General features: G+C 36.8%; 18 protein-coding genes. 9 read left to right on the top strand and 9 right to left on the bottom strand.

Going from position 1 to position 21,202, the window contains the following annotated elements:
• Position 1: 1 nt before the first annotated feature.
• The 4 genes from FACI_RS06490 to FACI_RS06475 all read right to left on the bottom strand — a co-directional run bounded on the left by FACI_RS06490 (position 2) and on the right by FACI_RS06475 (position 6,227).
• On the bottom strand, positions 2–1,252 hold the full coding sequence (locus tag FACI_RS06490) for an alkaline phosphatase family protein (RefSeq protein WP_009887334.1): 1,251 nt from the start codon (positions 1,250–1,252) through the stop codon (positions 2–4).
• Positions 1,253–1,299: 47 nt separating this feature from the next.
• Positions 1,300–2,436, bottom strand: a complete 1,137-nt coding sequence (locus FACI_RS06485) for an LUD domain-containing protein (RefSeq protein ID WP_009887333.1) — start codon at positions 2,434–2,436, stop codon at positions 1,300–1,302.
• On the bottom strand, positions 2,433–3,323 hold the full coding sequence (locus FACI_RS06480) for a (Fe-S)-binding protein (protein WP_019841639.1): 891 nt from the start codon (positions 3,321–3,323) through the stop codon (positions 2,433–2,435). Before FACI_RS06480 ends, FACI_RS06485 begins: the two co-directional genes overlap by 4 nt.
• 198 nt (positions 3,324–3,521) lie before the next feature.
• Positions 3,522–6,227: a DEAD/DEAH box helicase gene (locus FACI_RS06475; RefSeq protein WP_009887331.1), complete on the bottom strand. Its 2,706-nt coding sequence runs from the start codon at positions 6,225–6,227 to the stop codon at positions 3,522–3,524.
• A 105-nt stretch (positions 6,228–6,332) separates the two neighbouring features.
• On the opposite strand from FACI_RS06475, the gene FACI_RS06470 reads away from it, so the two are divergent.
• On the top strand, positions 6,333–6,872 hold the full coding sequence (locus tag FACI_RS06470; RefSeq protein ID WP_009887330.1) for a pyruvoyl-dependent arginine decarboxylase: 540 nt from the start codon (positions 6,333–6,335) through the stop codon (positions 6,870–6,872).
• Complete coding sequence (leuS, locus tag FACI_RS06465) at positions 6,873–9,581, top strand: leucine--tRNA ligase (RefSeq protein ID WP_009887329.1); 2,709 nt, start codon at positions 6,873–6,875, stop codon at positions 9,579–9,581.
• Here the strand turns inward: leuS and FACI_RS06460 are convergent, their stop codons facing one another.
• From FACI_RS06460 to FACI_RS06445, 4 genes are all read right to left on the bottom strand, one after another.
• Positions 9,582–9,983, bottom strand: coding sequence for an archease (locus FACI_RS06460; RefSeq protein ID WP_009887328.1), 402 nt, complete (start codon positions 9,981–9,983; stop codon positions 9,582–9,584).
• Between the two features lie 162 nt (positions 9,984–10,145).
• Positions 10,146–11,972, bottom strand: coding sequence for a tetraether lipid synthase Tes (gene tes, locus FACI_RS06455; protein WP_009887327.1), 1,827 nt, complete (start codon positions 11,970–11,972; stop codon positions 10,146–10,148).
• Positions 11,973–12,347: 375 nt separating this feature from the next.
• Entirely contained in the window at positions 12,348–13,166 is an 819-nt protein-coding gene (locus FACI_RS06450) for a hypothetical protein (protein WP_009887326.1), read from the bottom strand.
• A gap of 60 nt (positions 13,167–13,226) precedes the next feature.
• Positions 13,227–13,964, bottom strand: a complete 738-nt coding sequence (locus FACI_RS06445; protein ID WP_009887325.1) for a type 2 periplasmic-binding domain-containing protein — start codon at positions 13,962–13,964, stop codon at positions 13,227–13,229.
• Between the two features lie 499 nt (positions 13,965–14,463).
• On the opposite strand from FACI_RS06445, the gene FACI_RS06440 reads away from it, so the two are divergent.
• The 7 genes from FACI_RS06440 to hsp14 all read left to right on the top strand — a co-directional run bounded on the left by FACI_RS06440 (position 14,464) and on the right by hsp14 (position 19,426).
• On the top strand, positions 14,464–14,784 hold the full coding sequence (locus FACI_RS06440; protein WP_009887324.1) for a winged helix-turn-helix domain-containing protein: 321 nt from the start codon (positions 14,464–14,466) through the stop codon (positions 14,782–14,784).
• Positions 14,785–14,843: 59 nt separating this feature from the next.
• A complete protein-coding gene (locus FACI_RS06435) occupies positions 14,844–15,584 on the top strand; it encodes a glycerophosphodiester phosphodiesterase (RefSeq protein ID WP_009887323.1) in 741 nt (246 codons plus the stop codon).
• A gap of 77 nt (positions 15,585–15,661) precedes the next feature.
• The gene (locus tag FACI_RS06430; RefSeq protein ID WP_009887322.1) at positions 15,662–17,365 is read left to right on the top strand and encodes an acyl-CoA mutase large subunit family protein; all 1,704 of its coding nucleotides are present in this window, start codon (positions 15,662–15,664) and stop codon (positions 17,363–17,365) included.
• Complete coding sequence (locus tag FACI_RS10005) at positions 17,301–17,783, top strand: cobalamin B12-binding domain-containing protein (protein WP_394325011.1); 483 nt, start codon at positions 17,301–17,303, stop codon at positions 17,781–17,783. The genes FACI_RS06430 and FACI_RS10005 overlap by 65 nt, the downstream gene beginning before the upstream one ends.
• 51 nt (positions 17,784–17,834) lie before the next feature.
• Positions 17,835–17,984 carry a hypothetical protein gene (locus tag FACI_RS10280; protein ID WP_187288943.1) on the top strand — a complete coding sequence of 50 codons (150 nt, stop codon included), beginning with the start codon at positions 17,835–17,837 and terminating at the stop codon, positions 17,982–17,984.
• A gap of 573 nt (positions 17,985–18,557) precedes the next feature.
• Positions 18,558–18,905, top strand: coding sequence for a hypothetical protein (locus FACI_RS10000; protein ID WP_084593853.1), 348 nt, complete (start codon positions 18,558–18,560; stop codon positions 18,903–18,905).
• Between the two features lie 140 nt (positions 18,906–19,045).
• Entirely contained in the window at positions 19,046–19,426 is a 381-nt protein-coding gene (gene hsp14, locus FACI_RS06420) for an archaeal heat shock protein Hsp14 (RefSeq protein ID WP_009887319.1), read from the top strand.
• Here the strand turns inward: hsp14 and FACI_RS06415 are convergent, their stop codons facing one another.
• A complete protein-coding gene (locus tag FACI_RS06415) occupies positions 19,427–20,953 on the bottom strand; it encodes an ABC1 kinase family protein (RefSeq protein ID WP_009887318.1) in 1,527 nt (508 codons plus the stop codon).
• Between the last annotated feature and the right edge of the window lie 249 nt (positions 20,954–21,202).

Here is a 21,202-nt window from a genome sequence, read left to right as displayed (position 1 = left end):
ACTAATAATTTTTTATATCTTTTAAATTTATTGTTGCTAATGGTATAATCATTTCTTCCCTGCTTAGCCCTCCATGCATCCCACGATCTTTTATTATATCGTCTTCATAATATTTATACCATACAGTATTCCCGGAATATGGAAGCACTATAACATCACCTATTCTGGATGCATATTTTTCATCAACATTCCTGCTGCCCAGTATACCGGATGTCAGGAGTTCTTGTTTTGTTATCACATCTGCTTTTCCATCTAGCTGGTGTTCAAGAAATAATTTAAGTTTTTCCGGATTATCGCTATACATTGCCATATCCCGTGGGCTCCAAGTTTCCGGCATTCTTTTTCCATTCTTTATGGGCATTAAGTTTTCTACACCTGAAACATATATTTTATTATTGACCGGTGTAAATCCGTGGTCGGATGAAATTATTATTGAAATATCCTGCCCGGATAGGCTCTCAAACAGGGTATTAAATAAGCCGGCTATATAATGGAGTGATTCCAGATGCTCTGGACTTCCCGGACCGTATCTATGCTCCATTTTGTCAGGCTCTTCTATATAAAAGAATACATATGAGTTGTCTTTTATCTTTTCCAGCAATTTTTTCAATATGAGAAAGCCTTCAAAAAGAAAATCGTACCTTTTTTTCTCCTTCGCACCGGAATACATTATCCGGCTATAGCTGCTCTTTAATAATTCTGATCGTGAAACAACATATGGCTTTATACCGTTTTCTTTCAGTGTTTCATAAAATGTTTTTCCGTGGAAGAGAACAGATGGATCAGGGTTTGCTTCAATGAATTTCTCCCTGTCCTGCTTATACACAGGTATAAATGGCAGGCTTTTCATAACCATATCATACCGGTCAATATACAGGCGCCATTCAAATAAACCGTGTTCTGCAGGGGTAAGCCCGGTATTTATTGTGTTGCTCGCAGCAGCGGTGGTAGAAGGAAATAGGGAGGTAATTGGTGACACAATACCTGATTCATTTATTTCCTTGAATGCTCTGTATTTTCCCAGATAGTTGATCCAGCTATCATAACCCAGGCCATCGATGTAGATAAATACCACCTTTTTTGTACCGCATATATTGCTGTACAGCTTCTTATCAAGGTTTTTTCCTTCGTGCTTTATGTTGAATAATGATAATATTGTACTATTTATGTTTGAGAAATTATATCCATCATAATCCGGGTAAACAAAATGTGCATCAGATTTATACCGGTATTCCAGTTCATGATTTATCATGCGGATATATTGCAAAATTGCATTTATTATTTGCCGGCAAAAATTATTCAGGATTCCATATACCTGAATTTAATTTTTTCGATGACCTGCGGGATATTTATATCCATAGGGCATACTTCGTGGCAGCCTCCGGAATGCATGCATAACATAGATTTGTCATATTTTTTCATTGTTATTGCCGACCACATAATCCCTGTAGGCCCTGTATATGGGCTATCCCCGAAGTCCTTTCCATAAAGCTTGTATGAAGGACATGAAAAGTAGCACCTGCCACATCTTATGCACAGGAGTGATTCTCTTATATCAGAGTCTATAGCCTCCTTCCTCCCATTATCAAGGACGATTAAATGGAATTCTTTAGGCCCGGTCGCAGGCGATACGTGTTTCAGTTCTATATCACCGGTAGCACTGGGGCCGGAAGTAACGTTGATGTATGCCGGCGGATAAAACCCTGCATAGGATGCCTGTACTATCACTTCATTAAACGCATCCTTCAATGTTGGGACTATTTTATCAATTCCGGTTATAGCTATATGTACCTGTGGAAGCACAGTATCCATTCTAATGTTGCCTTCGTTCTCTATGAGCAGGACAGAACCGGTATCTGCGGCAATAGCATTGGCACCTGTAATCCCCACTTCAGCGCCGAGATATTTTTCCATCAGGAATTTTCTTACTATACTGACCATTTCCTCCGGAGATGTATTTTCATTTATTGCGCTGTCAAGATTTTCATGCAGCAATTTACCTATTTTATCCTTTGTAAGATGGATTGCAGGTGCCACAAGATGTGAAGGCATATCGTTGTTAATCTGGACAAGGTATTCACCCATGTCAGTTTCCCAGATATCCTTTCCTTCCTTTTCAAGTTCTTCCCTTAATTTTATCTCATAAAGTACATTGGATTTTGAAAGAACGATTTTTGATTTCTCTCCTAAAATTTCCCGGACAATGTCCATGGCCTGCTCGCCATCCTTTGCATAATGGAAATGCCCGCCTGTGCGTTTCACACTTTCCTCTGTTTTTGATATATATGTTTCGATATTATCGAGAACAGTGTTTTTTGTTTTCCTTAATTCTGATGCAACATCCTTTATGTATGGATTATCATCGAGAATTTGCTGTACTCTTGGTGCATTATTTACAATTGCCTTATTTACTGCAACATCCCATTCATAATTCATGAGACCACCTCTGCAATGTCTTTTATATTATTTACATAGGGAGATAGATTCTGGTAACATAGCGGGCACATAACAAGAACGTTTTCATTGACAGATAATAATTTCTCAGCACGTGATTTTGATATATCCTCGCTGTCTTTAGTTGAGACAAGGGCAAGTGGGCCGCCGCAACAGCTTCCCATGTCCTTTCCCGTTATGAGATAGTTTTCGCTTGCAGATATTCCAGAATCCTTAATTTTTGCCCTTATATTATCATACATTCCCATAGCACGTGAATAGAGGCAGGAATCGTGTATTACATAATTCCCGGATCCTTTAAAATTAACCAGCTCCAGGTAGTTTTTTATATCAATGTCAAAGTCTATGAAATCTTTATAGCGTTTTAAGGCATTTGTTGTATGCGGGTCAACAGTTATAATCTGCTTTACTCCTCTTTCCTTGAAGAAATTATATAGTTTCTTTCCATACTCTTTATATTCGTTAATGAATCCAGATTCCAGCAACAGGGCTCCGGAATATGGCTCTTCATCGTATAGGTATCCGAAATTTAAGCCATGTGCCGTTAGCATTGAGGTTATATTTTTCAGTATATTGAAAGACCTGTCAAGTTCATCCCTGTTTGGCTTTATCAAAAACTTTGATGCGGTCATTAATCGTTTAGGCAGATTTAAACGGTAAATTTTTGGAAACAGTTCTTCATAACGTTTAAGTATGCCTGAAATCTGGTACATGTATGACGTATATATTATGGTTTCACCATCATGTGGGAGTCCTGAAGCCCATGAAGAGTAAAGTTTTGTATCCAGTGGAAAGGGCAGGAGGCTTTCCATTAAATTCTGTGAAATTAAATCTCTCATTTTTTGTATTCTTCGCTTATTAATTTCCATAAAAGTAAAATCCACAGTTCTTTATAAAGCTATTTGTAAACATGTTTATTTTTTGATTTGAACTGTGATGCATGATAGATAAAACATTTTATTAACACCCTATAACAAACATCACCATAGCTTAGAATTGATTGAAATGCACCTGATATGGTTGTTTTATTCTTGCTATAATAAATATATGCAGGCAACAATCATCCATTACCAGTACTGGCGATTTTTTGCAAAATCTGTTTCGGCATTGAGAAGCCGCCTTATAAGGTCATCTTCGTTAAGATATGAAACTTCAAGTATCCTGGAAGCGATCTCCGGGCCAACACCACGGGCAGCCATCACCATAACAGCAGTAATCCCGTGTTCTCTCACCAGATGGGCATTTTTTATCATCCTTTTTCTGGTTTTTTCATCTATTTTTTTTGAAATTGACTCCTCATCAAATTTTGAGATTGAAGCTACAAGTCGTGAATGGCAGACAGGACATCTTATTTCCGTAATATCTTTTATTTTCCTGGTTCTTTTATTACCGCAGGATGTGCAGTAAAGTATAACTTCCTCATTCATAAGCCGCTTGCGAATTGATTCAAGTATTGTTTTTGTAGGCTTGAGTGGCATGACCCTTTCAGAATAATGAGACAGGAATATATTTGAAGAATCTGAGATTTTGTTTTTGAGTATAAAATTTGAATCATCAAGGTTTTCAAGGTAATCATGCAGAACGTTAATATCCATGTAATCAAATATGAGCTTTCTTATGGAATCTTCGTATACAACTGTATTATAGTATGAGTCCACTATTTTTTCAAAACGGATCCTGGTTATGTCCGCTTCATTCGTTATGATGCCAAATTTTCTGGCTTCATATAAAAATACATTGTTGAAGAACCTTGATCTCCGGGCAGATGATTTGACATAGCCATCAAGGTTGTTTATATCTATATTCATAATTAAATTCTTTACATCTTCTGCTGAAATGTTCCTTGAAACCCTCATATATATGTGATATGGTGAATAATCCATTTCCACGCTTTCTCCTGTGATTGATGTTAGCAGCCCGGATAGTATCTGTGCCAGGGTAAAGTTGCCCAGGCTTCCCAGAAGGATCTGTATAATAATTTCTGAGTTATGGGCTTCTATTATGATTTTATCCAGTGTAGCCATGTCATTTTTATACCATTCTTCAAGGGCTTTCCTGCCACGATCGTTCAGGAATTCCGGAATATATTTTTCTTTCCTGTCCTGTGATACCCTGGATGCGGCTTCATAGAGAACCGGTATCTCTTCACCTGTCCAGTGTGGTGCAATGGCTGCCGTGCTGAAGGGCTCAACATATATTTTATCATCGTCAATCCTTATTGTCCTCCATGTTGAACCTTTAATGACAAAATACGAACCTGGAGAGATTTCATTCACAACATATTTTTCATCCAGGGTTCCTATAAATTTTTTATTAATTACGTCAATTACCCTGTAATTTTTTTCACCGGCTATCATGGATATATTTTCTATAAAGTATTTAAGAACTGGATACCGCTTTATAATAAAATTGCCATCTATAATTATTTTCCTTGTTCTTGAAAGAAGTCCCAGTACTGCATAGTATTCCTCAAATTTCAGTGTCTTGAATGGATATGCCCCGGTAATTATCCTGTACATGTAATTATAATCTACTTTTTTTGAGTAATTAAGCTCGAGCATTATCTGGTTTGCGACAGTTGAAAGGGAATTCTTCTTTATCATTACATTTTCCAGTTCCCCTAATTTAATATTGCCAACTATAGCCTTTGCCTCTTCAAGTTCTATAACATCATTGCATATTACGATCCCACGGGAAACTTTCTGCAAAGAATGGCCTGCCCTGCCAATCCTCTGTACCATTTTATTTATCTGCCTGGGAGAATTGAACTGGACTACCATGTCCGCTGAACCCACATCTATTCCAAGCTCCAGGGATGATGTGCAGATCAATGCCTTTACCCGGTTTTCCTTAAAATCCATCTCGGCTGTTTCCCTGGTTTCACGTGACAGTGATCCATGGTGCACTTCAATATCCGGGTCTTTTAACCATAATCTTAGCCTGAATGATATATCTTCAGCAACGTATCTTCTATTGACAAATACAATAGTGCCCTTATTTTCCTCCACTATGGAATGTATTTTCTCTATAGACCCTGCATACTGGTTATCACATGCCATAATGTTAGCGATATCATCATTACTGGGGGGAGGCAAAATAACCTTTATATCCATTTTCTTGTCTATCACAGGTTTTAATATTCTACACTGAGACGAGGGGGAAATAAAAAGTGAAAGTTCATCTTCATTCTTTGCAGTGGCAGAGAGTCCGATAACCTGAAAATTTCCAGCAAGCACCTTTAACCGCTCCATGGCTATAGCAAACTGTGATCCCCTTTCATTCTGAGCCATTTCGTGGACTTCGTCAACTATTACATACTTTATGTTTTTTATGTGTTCACGGAGCCTCTTGCCCATCATGAGCAACTGCAATGATTCCGGTGTTGTGATAAGTATCTGTGCCGGGTTTCTGGATATTTCATTTCTCTCTGCCTGGGATATATCACTATGCCTTACCTGCACCCGTATATCAAGGGTTCTGCAGTAATCAAATACCCTTGAAAGCATATCACGGTTCAATGCCCTCAGTGGAGTTATGTAAAGAAGGGCTATGGATTGTGGTTTTTCGAGATATATTTTATTTAGCAGTGGAACCAGCGCTGCCTCTGTTTTGCCGGATCCGGTAGGTGATATAAGAAGGGTATTCTCTCCTGACAATATCTCAGGAATTGCCATTTTCTGTGCTTCTGTTGGATTTAAAATACCGTTTCTTGCCAGGCTTTCCTTTAGTGCCGGATCAAGCATATCAAATACATTTTCCTGTTGCATGGACATTGTTCTTTATAAATAGCGGTATATTATATAAAATATTATAAACCTGTACCGGAGAGTTCCTGGCAATATTCAATAAATATTTTAAATAATTAATAATACACCCCTATGTTGCTTCCAAAGAAAATTTTTTTCACAAGGGGAATAGGGCGCGGAGAGACACAGCTTCAATCGTTTGAAAATGCATTGAGGGATGCGGATATTGCAGCTTACAATCTCGTAAGTGTCAGTTCCATACTTCCTCCATACGCAGAAATTGTAGATAAATCAGAGGGTATTAAGTTATTATCCTACGGGCAGATCTTATTTACAGTACTGGCAAGAAATTCGTCCAATGAACTGAACAGGATGATATCCTCTGCGATTGGCGTTGCGGTGCCGTCCGACAGGAGCAAATGGGGCTACCTGAGTGAACACCATACATTCGGGCAAACTGAAAATGATTCTGGCCATTTTGCTGAAAAACTTGCGGCAGAAATGCTGGCCAGCACAATGGGCCTGGATGACCACCTGAAGTGGGAAGACAAAAAAAATGAATATGTGCTTGATGATAAAATCCTGACTACAAAAAATATTGCAGCTACCACCGTTGTCCTCAAACCGGATGAATGGGCAACGGTCATAGCCGCAGCTGTACTAGTGGTGTAAATGGACCGTGAAATAGAAGAAAAGTGGCGTGATGAATGGGCGAAGAGCCATATATTTGAACCATCAATTGATGATACAAAACCGAAGTTTTTTGTAACTGTCCCCTGGCCCTACAGCAATGGGTCATTGCATGTTGGCCATGGAAGGACATACACACTAGGGGATATAATCGCCCGGTACAAAAGGCTTACAGGGTTTAATGTGCTTTTTCCTATGGGATTCCATGAAAGTGGAACACCCATCCTGGCTTTCTCGGAGAGGATCAGAAACGGTGACCCCGGTACCATAAAACTTTACAGAAATTACCTTATGGAATATGAAAACCCTTCCGATATTGATGGGATTATAGAATCATTCAAAAATCCCCAGAATATTGCAGATTACTTTTCAAGGGTGATAGTCAAAGATTTCATGGACCTTGGGTACTCAATTGACTGGACCAGAAAGTTTACTTCAGCAGACCCGTTTTATCAGGAAATCGTTAAATGGCAATTTATGCAGCTGGAATCAAAAGGGCTTATAAAAAAGGGCAAATACCCTATACTTTATAGCATAAATGATGAAAATGCTGTAGGGGAAGATGATATAAAGGATGGAGATACTGACAAGGTAACAATAGAAGAGTTTACAGGCGTCCTTTTTAAGGGGGATAAATATTATCTCATAGCTGCTTCCTTAAGGCCTGAAACACTATTCGGTGTGACAAATCTCTGGATAAATTCTGATGCCCAGTATGCTATGGTCCGCTACAATAACATGGATGTAGTTATGTCTGCGGATGGGTATACTAAATTTTCCCTCCAGCATGATGGAATTGAATACATTGGTTCAGTAAATCCTGAAGAAATTATAGGTGAAAAATTCAATGTTCCTTTCCAGGATACTCCTGTCGATGTGATAGGAGCTGATTTTGTTGATCCGGACAATGGTACTGGAGTTGTTTACTCTGTACCGGGCCATTCCATATTTGATTACTTATATTATGGCAGGAACAACATAAAAAATAGCATAAAGAAAGTTGTTGAAGTAAAAAGCAAAATGTCTGTTGAATCACTTGTTAAAAAATACGGGCTTGAACACAATGAAAGCAAGCTAAAGGAAGCTACACAGGAGCTCTATAAGGATGAGTTTTATAATGGAGTACTCATAAATTCTGGCCCATACAGCGGAATGAATGTTGCAGCTGGCAGGGAAGCAATTAAAAATGACCTGATATCAAAAAATATGGCTGTAATTTTTTATGAAACAACAAGGAAAGCTGTTACAAGGTCTGGCTCCAGGGTTATAGTGGCAGTATTAAAAGACCAGTGGTTCATTGATTATTCACCGGAGTGGCTCAAGAATAAAGCCCATGAAGTCATAAATTCCATGCGTTTCTATCCTGAACTTTACCGGAAATTGATGATGGATGCTATTGATTGGCTTAAAGAGCGCCCATGTGCCAGAAAGAGGGGGATAGGTACCAGGCTTCCATTTGATGAAAACTGGGTTATAGAATCACTATCAGACTCTACAATATACATGCTTGCCTATACCAATAAAAAGGAACTTAAAGATATTTATGACAGGCTCCACAGCATACCCGGCGATATACTGGATTATGTCCTGCTTGGAAAGGAGACCCGTAACAGGTATGATGATTATATAATGGAAAATGCCAGATCAGCAAAGAAAGAATTTGATTACTGGTATGGCAACGACCTTAGAATTACTGCACCGCCACACATTTCAAATCACCTGGCATTTTTTATTATGAACCATGCAGCAATATTTTCCGGCAATAAACTTCCGGGAGGCCTCATGATATCCGGTCTTGTTATATCAAATGGTGCAAAAATTTCAAAGAGTAAGGGCAATGTTATTTCCCTTCTGGAAATTATCAACAGGTATTCAGCAGATATATACAGATTATTTATGGCTGCAGGAGCAGATATTTCATCGCTCCTTGACTGGAATGAAAAAGATATATCATCTGTAATCAAACGTTATTCCTATTTTATAGGGCTTTTAGAGGGATATTCAGGTGATACGCCTGGAGAGGGCTACATATATGACTGGTTCAGGTCTTCGTTCTATAAAAACCTGAAAAATTATCTCGGGTATATGGAATCTATGAATATTCGAGATGCGTGTATTTCTATTTTCTATAATGTGATGAATGATTTAAAAAACGTGGAAAACCATGGTGGTGATATAAACAGTGCACTGAAACCTATCCTGGCTGACTGGCTCAAAGCACTTTCCCCGGTAATACCATTTTCCTGCGAGGAATACTGGCACCGCCATATAGACAATAAAACATTTGTCAGCGTACAGCCTATAGATACCAATATTGAAAGTAGAATAGACTCTGGAATTATTAAATCAGAAACTTACCTTAACAGGGTTATATCTGATATCAGGGAAATAATAAAAATTATACGCATTAAGCCGGAGAAGGCAGTTATTACCGTTTATGGAACAAAGCAGGAGGATTTTATTAAAGGTTATATGGCAGACAGCCTGGAAAGGGAGTATAAGTCAATGATACCTGATTACATGAAAAACAAAAACAGGATAGACCCTGAACCCGTGGATGAATATAGCATAATATCAAAAAACAAAGAATACATAGAATCCCTATTAAAGATAGAAATTGCAGTGGTGAAGTCCGGTGAAATACTGAAGAAAAACCCCTGGCCAGGGAGGCCTTTAATAGAAATTCAATAATCAAACATCGAGGACGAGGATAGCAAACCCTTCCTCAGGACTTATTTTAAGATTATAATATGTTACCGCCTTTATTGCATTGCTGTAACAGGGGTTATCAGGCAGTTTTGTTCCGAATAGTATTCCATTAAGCCTGTTGCCTGAAATATTTATCTCTGCCCTCTGGAACAATACATTTTCAGTTTCAAGGTAAAATATTACGTCATTTAGAAGCTGGACAAGCATATCATCAACCGATTGTTTTGTAATTTCTACTTTTCTCTTAATGGCATTCTCCATACTTTTAGAACCTGTGATTAAATCAGATATGGCAGCAACAGAGTTTTCAAAGATTGAGTTTAAAGAATTGCCGTATACTTTTATTTTAAGGTCGGCTGTATGGTCAAGAATATCATATTTCATATAATATGGTAATGTGTTTGAATATAAATATGTTGATCGAATTTTTATATTATTGTGTTTAGCGTACACATATAAAATTAACTTTAAAATCTGAACATTTAGATTGAATACAAAATGAACTTAAATTTAATTAAAAAATCTGTTATTAAAATAACAAAAAAATTATTGGTCAGGGTTTACAGATGAAATCATTGGTATTTCATCCTTGTCCAGATCAAGTCCTATTTCCTTTGAAGTGAGGTTTCTTCCAAGGCTTCTTTCATAGAAGCTTATGATCCTCTTCTTCTCTTCAACTGTGTATTTTCTGAAGTATTTGTCCTTCTTCAGGTCAAATCCAGTCTTCTGTTCATACACATTTGCAGGTATAGAGTACTTTCTCTGTGTTGAATCCCTGTACAGCTCAGGTATAACATTGAATGCACAGAAAGGTATAACTCTTCCATCAGGCATTGCATAATGGATATCACATCTTTCCACACGGTCAACATCATATGTGTATGGGTCCTGGAAGTGCATAAACCCTACGAATAGTGATTTATAATGGAAAGCTTTCAGACCATGGTAATCACCTTCTGTAAAGGCGTTATATACCATATCTTTCAGCTTGAATCCTTCCGGGGCTTTGCTGTAATCAACGAATTTCTTCAGGTGAAGCAATAATTTGGTTACAGATTCCACTTTCTTTGGTGCCTGCCATTTTGCATATTTTATGTCATCTCCTAATTCTGATAGGTATTCAAACATTCCCTTAACATCAACAAACCTTGTTACAGGTATTATCTTGTCGTTGTCAATGAACAGGTATGTTCCCATTCCACATGCAAAGTGTATGGACAGTTTGTATGTTGGATGTCCTTTCAGAGCTGCAACAAAGTTAGATACATCAGTTGTTGCCGGAACTGTGAAGAAGTCTTCCCTTCCAACTGCTCCATCAAGCTGCTGCTCGATTTTCTTTATTGCACCGGGTATTGTTATCCTCTGTCTTGCTCTGGCACGATCTGACATTCTTCCAACAAGACTTACTGGCTGGAAGTTAACTCCTCTTACAACGTCCATGTTTGACTTTGCGAACTTGATCATATCTCCAAGATACTGGTCATTTATTCCACCAATAACTGTAGGTACAAGAACTACACCCATGGGTGCCTGTTTGTAGTGTTCCAGTGCCATAGGGATTTCCCAGAAATTCTTCGGGTTTGATCTCGGGGTTGGACCGTCAAAACTTGTGTAAACAACGTTTGAACCTGCGTCCCTGGCTCTTTTAACAAAGTCTGGATCGTATGCGGCCCTGACACTGTTTGTGTTCATCTGCACATGTTCATATCCTTCTTCCCTGGCTATTCTGATTACATCTATTATATCGTCCCTTAATGTTGGCTCTCCGCCAGTTATCTGAACTGCATTTGCCCCAACAGGTTTCTCGTTTCTCATTCTTCTGAGCATTAACCTGATCTGGTCAAGTGATGGCTCGTATATTGGCTCATTTTCTTTTGCGTAGAAGAAACAGTACCAGCATGATAAATCACAGCGGTTTGTTATAACTACGTTTCCCAATCCTGTATGGGATTTATGCTTTACACAGAGTCCACAGTGTGTGGGGCATATAATTTTATCGGCATATATTGCTACGTTGGGGTTAAGTATTTTTGTTCCCTCTTTGTCCTGGTATTTCTTTGCTTCCTCATACATATCGTAGTCTTCCCAGTATTTTTCTTTTGTTATTCCGTGTTCCGCGCATTCCTTTATAAGGTCTACTTCTCCGCCTTCTTCATATACTATTGCGGGGATTCTCATCTGATCGAATTTCTCTTCATCTGCACACAGGGGGCATAAGCTTTCTGTTACTCTTAAAACAAGCATATCGTCTGTAATTAAATGGCCCATGCCTTTCAAAAACTCATCTACAGTTTTGAATGGTGCATTTCTACTTATTTCAAAGTCATTAGCCAATCTGACTTCCGACTTATTTCTTTCTTCTGTCAATACCATTTTAATTCACCTAATTAACTAATTATGTTAAGCAAATAGAATAATATATATGTTTTGTCTTTATTCATGCTAATTGCTTAAAGGACTAATTAGTCATGATAATTACAAATTATACCTTTATATATAAAGAAAAATGGTAGATGTTTGCAATTTCTTGTTAAAGGCTAATTAAACCGCAAATTTGGGGAATTATAATATGCAGATTATAATGGTTAATATTATACCATATTATTTAATCCTCCGTCCAGTAATGTCAATACTTTTAGGTATAATTCTTTAAGAAATATTTCCAATTAGAAAATGAAATTATATGTAATTTAATACATACCCAAAAAATGTAGATTAAAACATTCTAATAGACAATACATATATAAATTAATATTTTTTATTTTGAATACGGAGTTGCTTTAAAAGCTGCTCATACATATAATCTATATTTTTAGAGTTCTGTACCTTTATGCCTTTATCAGATAAGTAATTTTTAAGCTGTTCACGTGTTATAATTCCATTTTCATTGCCATTTGTTTCTGTTATAACTGCAGGTATTAATTTTAATAATTTCCCTCTTTCCTCAGATTTTTTATTGTTTTCTATCTTCCTGCGGGCTTCGTGGTTTACCTTGTCAATTTTTAATTTTAAATCGTTTTCCACGGGGAAATCAAAATTTATTCCCTTGTATAGCCAGAAAGTCCTCATATTTTCTTCCATGTCATAATTTGAGCTGTCCGGAAATTCATTGTTGAAATATTGAATCATATCCTGCACGAGTGAATCAATGGATTTCTCATTAACTTCCCTGGTAAGCGGCAGTACCTTCTTTTCTTCATTCTCTTCCAGCAGGTCGTCAATGTTGAATGTGTTAAGTTCTGAGAACCAGTCAGCTTCATCATGATATTTATAGCCAACATCGTTAAATATGTACATAATATCAATTTCAGCTATTTTGTTCCTGTATTTATTGCAATCTATGGTGGAGCAATCCATATCCTCATCCTCAAAGCGTTTAATAGAGAGCACAAGAGATTTTATCCCACTATCCTTCGCATTTTTCAGGAATTTAGATGCGCCGCCCATATGTTTGTCCCATTCAAAGCTTATAACTATATCCACATCAGTGGAGTAATATAGAGAAAAGCCATTTTTCTTAGAATAATTAACAATGCTATTCCAGAGCAATTCCATTTTGTCTTTCATATTAGACCACGATACATTAGATTAAGCCTAAACTAATATAAAAATATTTTTACTGAAAAACTATACAGGTGATTTTGCACGGTCAGCTGTGGTATAATCATATCTGGCATAATATTCATTGAAAGTCCCTGATTCTATTGTGTGAAAAACCTCTATTGCAGCGGGACTGGCATTTTCCAGGAGAAGCCATGAAAATTTTTCCTTTACAACATCCGGAAAATAATGCCGGAATTTCCAGTGGATCGCTTCACTTTTTAACATTATTCCATAGTCAACATCTCCATTTATGAGTTTTTTTGGAATCTCCCTGTTAGGAACGTCACAGATTGCTGTATTTTCCTTCAGTTCCCCATAATAACCACACTTTTCCTCATAATAATTTTTAAATGCAATTCCGGTAGAACTGGTTCTGGGATTCGGAATAGCAAATCGTAGATTTTTAAGTTCAGATATGCTCACCTGCTTCTTCTTGCCCGTATAGGCGACACAGAGGGTATCCTCAAATGCCTCCTTTCTCTCCATTGCTTTCATGTCATGTATCAGCCTGTTGCTCTGGCATATAATTTCAGGCTTATCCTCAATTATGAGATTACCTATAGATATAGGAGCACCATTAGCCCGTTTTCTTATAAATACTTCAGGCAATGTTTCAAAATAAGTTTTAACTCCCCGTGAATTAAGATATGATATAATAGCAGGAATAATGAACCACTGGCTTCCAGGAACAGTTAATTTAACCCCGCTGATAGAACCATAAAAATCTGAAACAACATCAAATCCGGGTACTGCAAATTTCATTATGAGTAATTTAATAGAATTATATAAGATGTGTTATTTAAAATTTGCAACACTTTTAATTGTTTATTTTGATTTGTTTATATCTAAAAAATATAAATATCTAAAATTTATAGTTTATTCATTTGGAAATAGAATTTTTGCCCGATGCCGGTATCCTGTAGCTATGTATGCTGTATCACAAAATATTATGTTGGCCATTTAATATCTATTATGCTTTTCTACCGTTTATTGAATTATATTGATGAATATTATTCTCAAATATCCTGAGGAAATAGGACTAAATCGAAGTGTGAATTAAAAGTTCATCTTTTATATATTTAATGTTACTTTTCGATTTAAAAATATAGATACTAATAGTTTCATGTTATAATATTGAATATAAATGTTAAAATAATGAAATCAGACAAAATATATATGTTTTCGTTTTTTTTTGATTAATTTTCACATAATAATAACGTATTTATACGTTATACGTATGATGGAAATGTAGGGTGAAAGTATGGGACAGAATCAATTAGAAACTGTGATATCAGTTGAAAATGGAAAAGAAAAGAGAGTTTTGGTCAGGACATACATGGGTCGGCCTTCAAAATTACATGAAAACCAGATGATAGCCTTGAAGAATTGTGTAGAAAATAAAAAGGTATGCACAGTCCATGAAATTCAAGAATATATAGAAGAGGAGTTTAATGTAACGTATTCATCCAAGGAAGTACGTGAAATTCTTAGAAAATTTAATCTTACTTACTATCCATTGCTCAGAAAATATACATATCCAAGTTATTATAACGAAAAAATAATTAAAAAGTTCGATTTCTAAATTTTATTTTTATAACTTTACATTGGAAATTATTTTAAGCTGGGGTTATATTACACGCCATGAATATAAGAGATTACATTAAATCAAATTTTGTGGTTGTGGGCCATAGAGGTTTGCCTTCCGAATATGTTGAGAATACCATAGAATCATTTGAAAACGCTTTCAAATATACAAATATTGTGGAACTTGACGTCCACCTTAGCAGGGACAATGAGGTATATGTTATTCATGATTTTAACCTTAACAGGCTTGCCTCAATTGATAAGGATATAGAAAACATTGAATCCGCTGAAATTGATAAAATTATGGTAAGAGGGCACAATATACCAAAACTGCGTGATCTGTTTAAATTGTTCAGGGACAAATATTTTCTCGTTGAGCTTAAAACTGTGCATGATGATGGCTACCTTGTAAAAAATGAATTAACTAAGTATACGCTGCAGGTTGTTGAATCCATGGGCATGGAAGACCATGTGTGCATTATATCATTCGATCCTTATGCCTTGAGGAGGGCAGGTGAGCTCAGCAGGACTATCATGCTGGGTTTTGATTATGATCAGCATTCTGAAAAATACATTGGAAAAATAGATTGCAAGGATTTGAGATCAATGGGCGTTTCATTATTCTTGCCGGAATATAAAAAAGAATATATGAAAAAATTTAAAGAAATACAGGAGGATGGATATTTTGTAGTTCCATGGACCGTTGACAGAGAAGAGGATAGTATGTTTATCACTGATTCGGGCTTAAATGGGTATATAACAAATATGGTAGATAAAATGTCAGAACATTTCCTGTAATTATCCAGCAAAATATTTAAAATGGCAGGGATAAATCCCATAAGAAAAATATTAATGCTTTTAGCCATTAAGCTATTATGGAAAATTTCTGGGACCTCAAAATTAAAGAAATAAAAGGATCTTTTAAGGAAGATAAAAACTATGAAGAGTGGAAAAAGACTATACTGGAACCATGGAATAAAAAAACGGGGTATAAGGATAAAAGCAGGACAAATTCATCATCAATGCCGGTAAAGGAGCTATATACACGTGGCGACCTCCCGGACAATATTGACAGTATCCTTGGAAACCCCGGCGAATATCCCTTTACAAGAGGCGTATATCCCAATATGTACCGTGGAAGGAACTGGACAATGAGAATGTTTTCAGGCTTCGGAACACCGGACGATACAAACAAACGATTGAAATACCTTATAGAAAATGGAGAAACAGGGCTCAGCATTGCCTTTGATATGCCAACGCTTTATGGATTTGATTGTGATAATAAGAGAGCTGAAGGTGAGGTGGGAAAATGCGGTGTAAATGTATCTTCACTGCATGACATGGAACGAATTTTTGACGGCATAGACCTCAGCAAGGTCAGCACATCAATGACCATCAATGCCCCTGCAGCTATACTTACTGCCATGTACTTCGTCCTTGCAGAGGAAAAAGGCATTCCGCTGGAGAAGATAGCCGGAACTGTACAGGCAGATATATTGAAGGAGTACATAGCCCAGAAAGAGTGGATGTATCCACCGGAAGCCCATTTAAGGCTCATAAGGGATATGCTTACATATTCAACAGAGCATGTACCTAAATGGAATTACATCAGTGTCTCCGGATACCATATACGGGAAGCAGGGTCCAGTGCTGTCCAGGAACTTGCGTTCACCCTAGCCGATGGATTTTATTACATAGAGATGGGAATGAATGCTGGACTGAACGTCGATGATTTTGCACCGAGAATGTCATTTTTCTTTAATTCATCGATAAATTTCTTTGAGGAAATAGCAAAATTCAGGGCAGCAAGAAGAATCTGGGCAACAGTATTGAAAGAAAAATACCATGCAAAAAATCCCAGAAGCATGGAATTGAAATTCCATACACAGACATCCGGCTATACACTTACCTGGCAACAACCGCTTAACAATATAGTGAGGACAACAATAGAGGCAATGGCTGCAGTACTTGGTGGAACACAGAGTCTGCATACAAATTCCTATGACGAGGCATGGGCTTTGCCTACAGACAATGCTGTAAAAGTTGCCCTGAGAACACAGCAAATAATTGCAGAGGAAACGGGAATAGCAGATGTAATTGACCCGCTTGGTGGTTCATATTATCTTGAAAGGCTAACCTGTGAGATGGAGATAGAAGCATACAAATATTTCTCCGAGATAGAAAAAATGGGCGGCATACTCGATGCTGTCAAATCGGGATACATACAGAAGGAAATAGCAGACACGTCATATAAAAAACAGTTGAAAATTGAAAATGAAGATGACATAATAGTTGGCGTGAACAGGTACGTTGATAAGGATGAAAAGCCAATAAACACATTAAAAATTACAGATATAGCTGAAAACGGGCAGATCAATAGCCTTAAGAATATAAAATCAAAAAGGGATGAATCAAAGGTTGCAGAATCCCTTGAAAAACTGAAAAATGCCATGGAAGATGAAAGCGTAAATCTAATGCCATATATCATGGATTGCGTACGGAACTACTGCACACTTGAAGAAATATCAAATATCGGGAGGGATATATTTGGAGAATGGAAAGAACCGAAAATATACTGAAGCGCCAATAAAGATTCTGCTGGCTAAACCTGCTATAGATGGGCATGATAGGGGTATATTTGTCCTTGCCAAAGCATTCAGGGATGCAGGGATGGATGTCATATATGCTGGATTATTGCCAACGCCGGAAGAGGTAGTTGATACCGCAATTAATGAAGATGTAGATGTAATTGCATTGAGCCTGTTAAATGGTGCCCACATGACAGCCTTCAGGAATGTTATGGAGAGCTTGAAAAAGCGTGGTGTAAATGATATAGCGGTGGTTGGGGGCGGAATAATCCCTGATGAGGACAAGCCAGCCCTTGAAAAAATGGGCATAACCGGAAATTTCGGTCCTGGGACACCACTTAGCGAGATCATCAGCCACATAAAAAAACGTGCAAGGGAAATCAGGAAATTGAGGGAAAATGAATATTGAAAGGCTAACTGATGGCATACTCCATGGAGATTACAGGATATTCCGGCTATATTGTTATCGCTGGTTCCTGCAGGATTGTTTGCAGATGATATTGTACTTATTAAATTTGCTGTTGTACTTGCAGCACTTATTGCAGTAGCAGCATATCCTGCAACCGGTATAAGCGATATGCCATCAAGTATTAATGAACATACATCCTGATCTATTTCAGTTCCCTTATTATTTGTATTTGTTGCAATATTAAAACCATTATTGTATGAAGTTTGTATATTGTTTTGAATTCCAGATGCTATATCAGATGGTGCATTTGTATTTATATCAATATATTCATCCCGCAAACCGGAATACTCTCCATTAGGAGGCATATAATAATTTCCCTCGCTTAGTGATGTAAGATTAAGATTAATCTGTAAATAAGAACCGTCACATGAATCACCGTATGATGTTATTGCCTCTATAATGCTATCATTTGATGAGCATAAATCCGATGATTTTGTATACGTATCATTTGTTCTCCCAACGATTTTCATATTATAAATTTTATAGAAACTGCCAGAGCCCGTGCTTAAATATATTGTATTATTCCCATCATAGCCTGTTACATCTAAATATTTCTTTACGTGTATAGTGGAATCGCCGAATGTTGAATATGCATTCCTGAAGAATACCATTGGCCTTAAATGTGAATGTGCAGGGTAATATTCCTCGAATTCAGAACCTGAAAGGTACTTTGCATGGAAATTTATATTTCCATAGTTTAATCCAACATTCCAGTTGTATGTATATACTCCTGTGCCCGATACATCAACAGTATGGGCATTATTTCCATTAATAACAAAATACATTATTGTAGGGCCTGCACCTGATGATTCTGAAAAGGATGTAACATCAATTTTTAATGTAACTGTACTCCCTATACTTGCTTTGGGCGGTGCACATACTTTTCCAGACAAAGACCATTTATTTACAACCTCCCCGTACAATGGCAATATATCGGGTGTGCTAATATCATTATTCTGGGAATTTTGCTGTGATGTTATTCCTGAAAATGCCATTATTATAAACATAATAACCACTATGAAAGATATGAATACTATATATTCATGTTTCATTATAAATTAAACGTATGAATATATATAAATATTTGTGTGATGCTTTATAGAACTATTCAAAAACATTATTTCTTAAAATTATATAGATAACATTAATTGAATGAATTTGGCTAACATAAACTTTTAGTACTCTTAATTTATATTTGAAATATGTACAGACCGTTAAAATATTACTCAGATGAGTTTATGAAGAATATAAACAACAGGGCCAAGGAAATAATGACATTTATGTATCCGCCAGTAACCATGTATGAAGATAACGGATATATAGGAATAGAGGCGGACCTTCCTGGTTTCGCTAGAGACGATATAAAGGTAACACTGGAAAAGAATGCTATAGTCATCAGGGCAGACAGGGAAATAAAGCCTGAAGGCACAGTATTTGAGAACCAGAGGCCGGAAAAAGTATTCAAAAGGATGTCTCTTCCAATGGAAGTAGATACTGAACAGGACTTTTCAGCAAAATACAACGATGGCGTTTTATCATTAAAAATACCTGTAAAAAATGTCAAAACCGTTAAAATAGAATAATTATTTTTTTATAATATATGCAAAAAGAATAATATCTATTATTATAACAATATATGATATTACGGGATGAATCCTTGAAAATAATACCATGGCAATAAGAATTGCAGAAAGAAATACAGTTGATGGAAGTTTTTTGTTTTCATTTGTTTCGCCATTTCTCTCCTCAAGCGCCCGTTTGAGCAGTGGCAGTACATCAAGCCCCTTTTCTATTGATATTATTGACTTCTGGGCGAATTCGTTCATTTCTTTAAGATATAATTCCTGAAGCATTCCTTCATTGTAAAGTATATCACGCAATACAAGCACAAACTTGAAATTCGGGTCAAGTGTTTTGCATATTCCCTCCAGAAGTGATGACATCCGCATATAGAGTACAAGTTCCCTTGGAAGGTGGAACGGAAATTCGAATATAACATTGTTTGCAATTTCAAGCAATTCCCTGATATCCATTTCATTAACATTTGCACCTGACAGGTTAGCTATTGAGAGTTCTATCCCTTTCCTTATTATGCCCCTGTTTGCAGCGGGAGATAGTGCGTTTAATTGCAAAAGTGAGTCCATTATGGTATCCGGATCCTTATTTATGAGGCCATCGTATAGTTTTAAAAGCTTGAACCTTGTATCATCATCCAGCTTTCCAACCATGCCGAAATCATAGAGTATTATTTTTCCCTCATCAGAAATGGCTATATTTCCTGGATGGGGGTCGGCATGGAAAATATCATTTCTCAATAACATCCGGATAAATGTGAGGTCAAGATTATGGGCCAGTTTTGGCAGGTCTATTCCCTTCTCCTTCAGTTTTTTTGTGTCAGTAACTTTGATGCCACCAATATATGTAAGTATTATAACCTGCCGGGACGCAAATAGAACTTCAGGAATTATAATATCATATTTCTTTATATTATTCCCTATACGCTTTATATTCTCTGCCTCTACAAGGTAATTTGTTTCATCGTATATTCTGGCAGAAAAATCTGAGAGCACGTTAGATATGCTTATGTAAAGGTAATTATCAATGAAACGCTTGAACATATTAAGCAGTTTCTTTATTATAATAAGATCCCTTTTTAAGACATTGTCTATATTGTGCCTGTTAACTTTTACAGCTGCATCCCTTCCCTTATATTTTGCACGGTATACCTGCCCCAGTGATGCCCCGGATATGGCATTTTCATCGAAACTTTCAAAAACAGTTTCCATTTTCCCAACATTTTCCTCTATAATCTGTTTAGCATAAACAAAATTGTCCGGAGGAACCTTATCCTGGAGGTCTGAAAATGCTTTTAAGTATTCCTTAGGCAAAAGATCCGGCCTTGCAGAGAGTACCTGCCCCAGTTTTATAAATGTAGGGCCAAGTTCTATAAATGCATTTACTGCAGCACGGCCATGGTTTTCTATTTTATAATCATATTCTTCCTGCTTTTTAGATTTCTTACGATCTGAGCTGAATCTTAAAAATACGGGAAGCAGCTTTGCAAGGTAACGCATTTCAATCCTGTTCATGCCTTTAAGCCCGGTATTCACCAGAGCCTATTTTAACCATCCTTTTAATATTTACGACATTATAACGGAAAATCTACAATTTTGAGTGATAAAATGAATGGGCGATACTATATCCGCCGGAAGAGAAGCAATAAACATGATATTAACCTATAAATCCAATACAGAATAGATTTTCCGGAACAATTAAAAAGCACTGGATCAGTAGCAGAGTTTGGAAGAATAACCAGATCCATTACATCTAAAGATACCGGACAATTTGCATGGCTTACC

Origin of the sequence: Ferroplasma acidarmanus Fer1 (genome assembly GCF_000152265.2) — an archaeon.
GTDB lineage: Archaea > Thermoplasmatota > Thermoplasmata > Thermoplasmatales > Thermoplasmataceae > Ferroplasma > Ferroplasma acidiphilum.
Note: the sequence above shows the minus strand (reverse complement) of the source record. Positions and strands in the feature narration are given on the sequence as shown.

Coding starts and splice junctions, on each gene's coding strand:
- FACI_RS06460 (WP_009887328.1), bottom strand. CDS start 9,983: ATGAAATATGATATTCTTGACCATACAGCCGACCTTAAAATAAAAGTA.
- FACI_RS06450 (WP_009887326.1), bottom strand. CDS start 13,166: ATGAAAGACAAAATGGAATTGCTCTGGAATAGCATTGTTAATTATTCT.
- leuS (WP_009887329.1), top strand. CDS start 6,873: ATGGACCGTGAAATAGAAGAAAAGTGGCGTGATGAATGGGCGAAGAGC.
- tes (WP_009887327.1), bottom strand. CDS start 11,972: ATGGTATTGACAGAAGAAAGAAATAAGTCGGAAGTCAGATTGGCTAAT.
- FACI_RS06490 (WP_009887334.1), bottom strand. CDS start 1,252: ATGATAAATCATGAACTGGAATACCGGTATAAATCTGATGCACATTTT.
- FACI_RS06440 (WP_009887324.1), top strand. CDS start 14,464: ATGGGACAGAATCAATTAGAAACTGTGATATCAGTTGAAAATGGAAAA.
- hsp14 (WP_009887319.1), top strand. CDS start 19,046: ATGTACAGACCGTTAAAATATTACTCAGATGAGTTTATGAAGAATATA.
- FACI_RS06480 (WP_019841639.1), bottom strand. CDS start 3,323: ATGGAAATTAATAAGCGAAGAATACAAAAAATGAGAGATTTAATTTCA.
- FACI_RS06470 (WP_009887330.1), top strand. CDS start 6,333: ATGTTGCTTCCAAAGAAAATTTTTTTCACAAGGGGAATAGGGCGCGGA.
- FACI_RS06485 (WP_009887333.1), bottom strand. CDS start 2,436: ATGAATTATGAATGGGATGTTGCAGTAAATAAGGCAATTGTAAATAAT.
- FACI_RS06445 (WP_009887325.1), bottom strand. CDS start 13,964: ATGAAATTTGCAGTACCCGGATTTGATGTTGTTTCAGATTTTTATGGT.
- FACI_RS06475 (WP_009887331.1), bottom strand. CDS start 6,227: ATGTCCATGCAACAGGAAAATGTATTTGATATGCTTGATCCGGCACTA.
- FACI_RS06430 (WP_009887322.1), top strand. CDS start 15,662: ATGGAAAATTTCTGGGACCTCAAAATTAAAGAAATAAAAGGATCTTTT.
- FACI_RS06435 (WP_009887323.1), top strand. CDS start 14,844: ATGAATATAAGAGATTACATTAAATCAAATTTTGTGGTTGTGGGCCAT.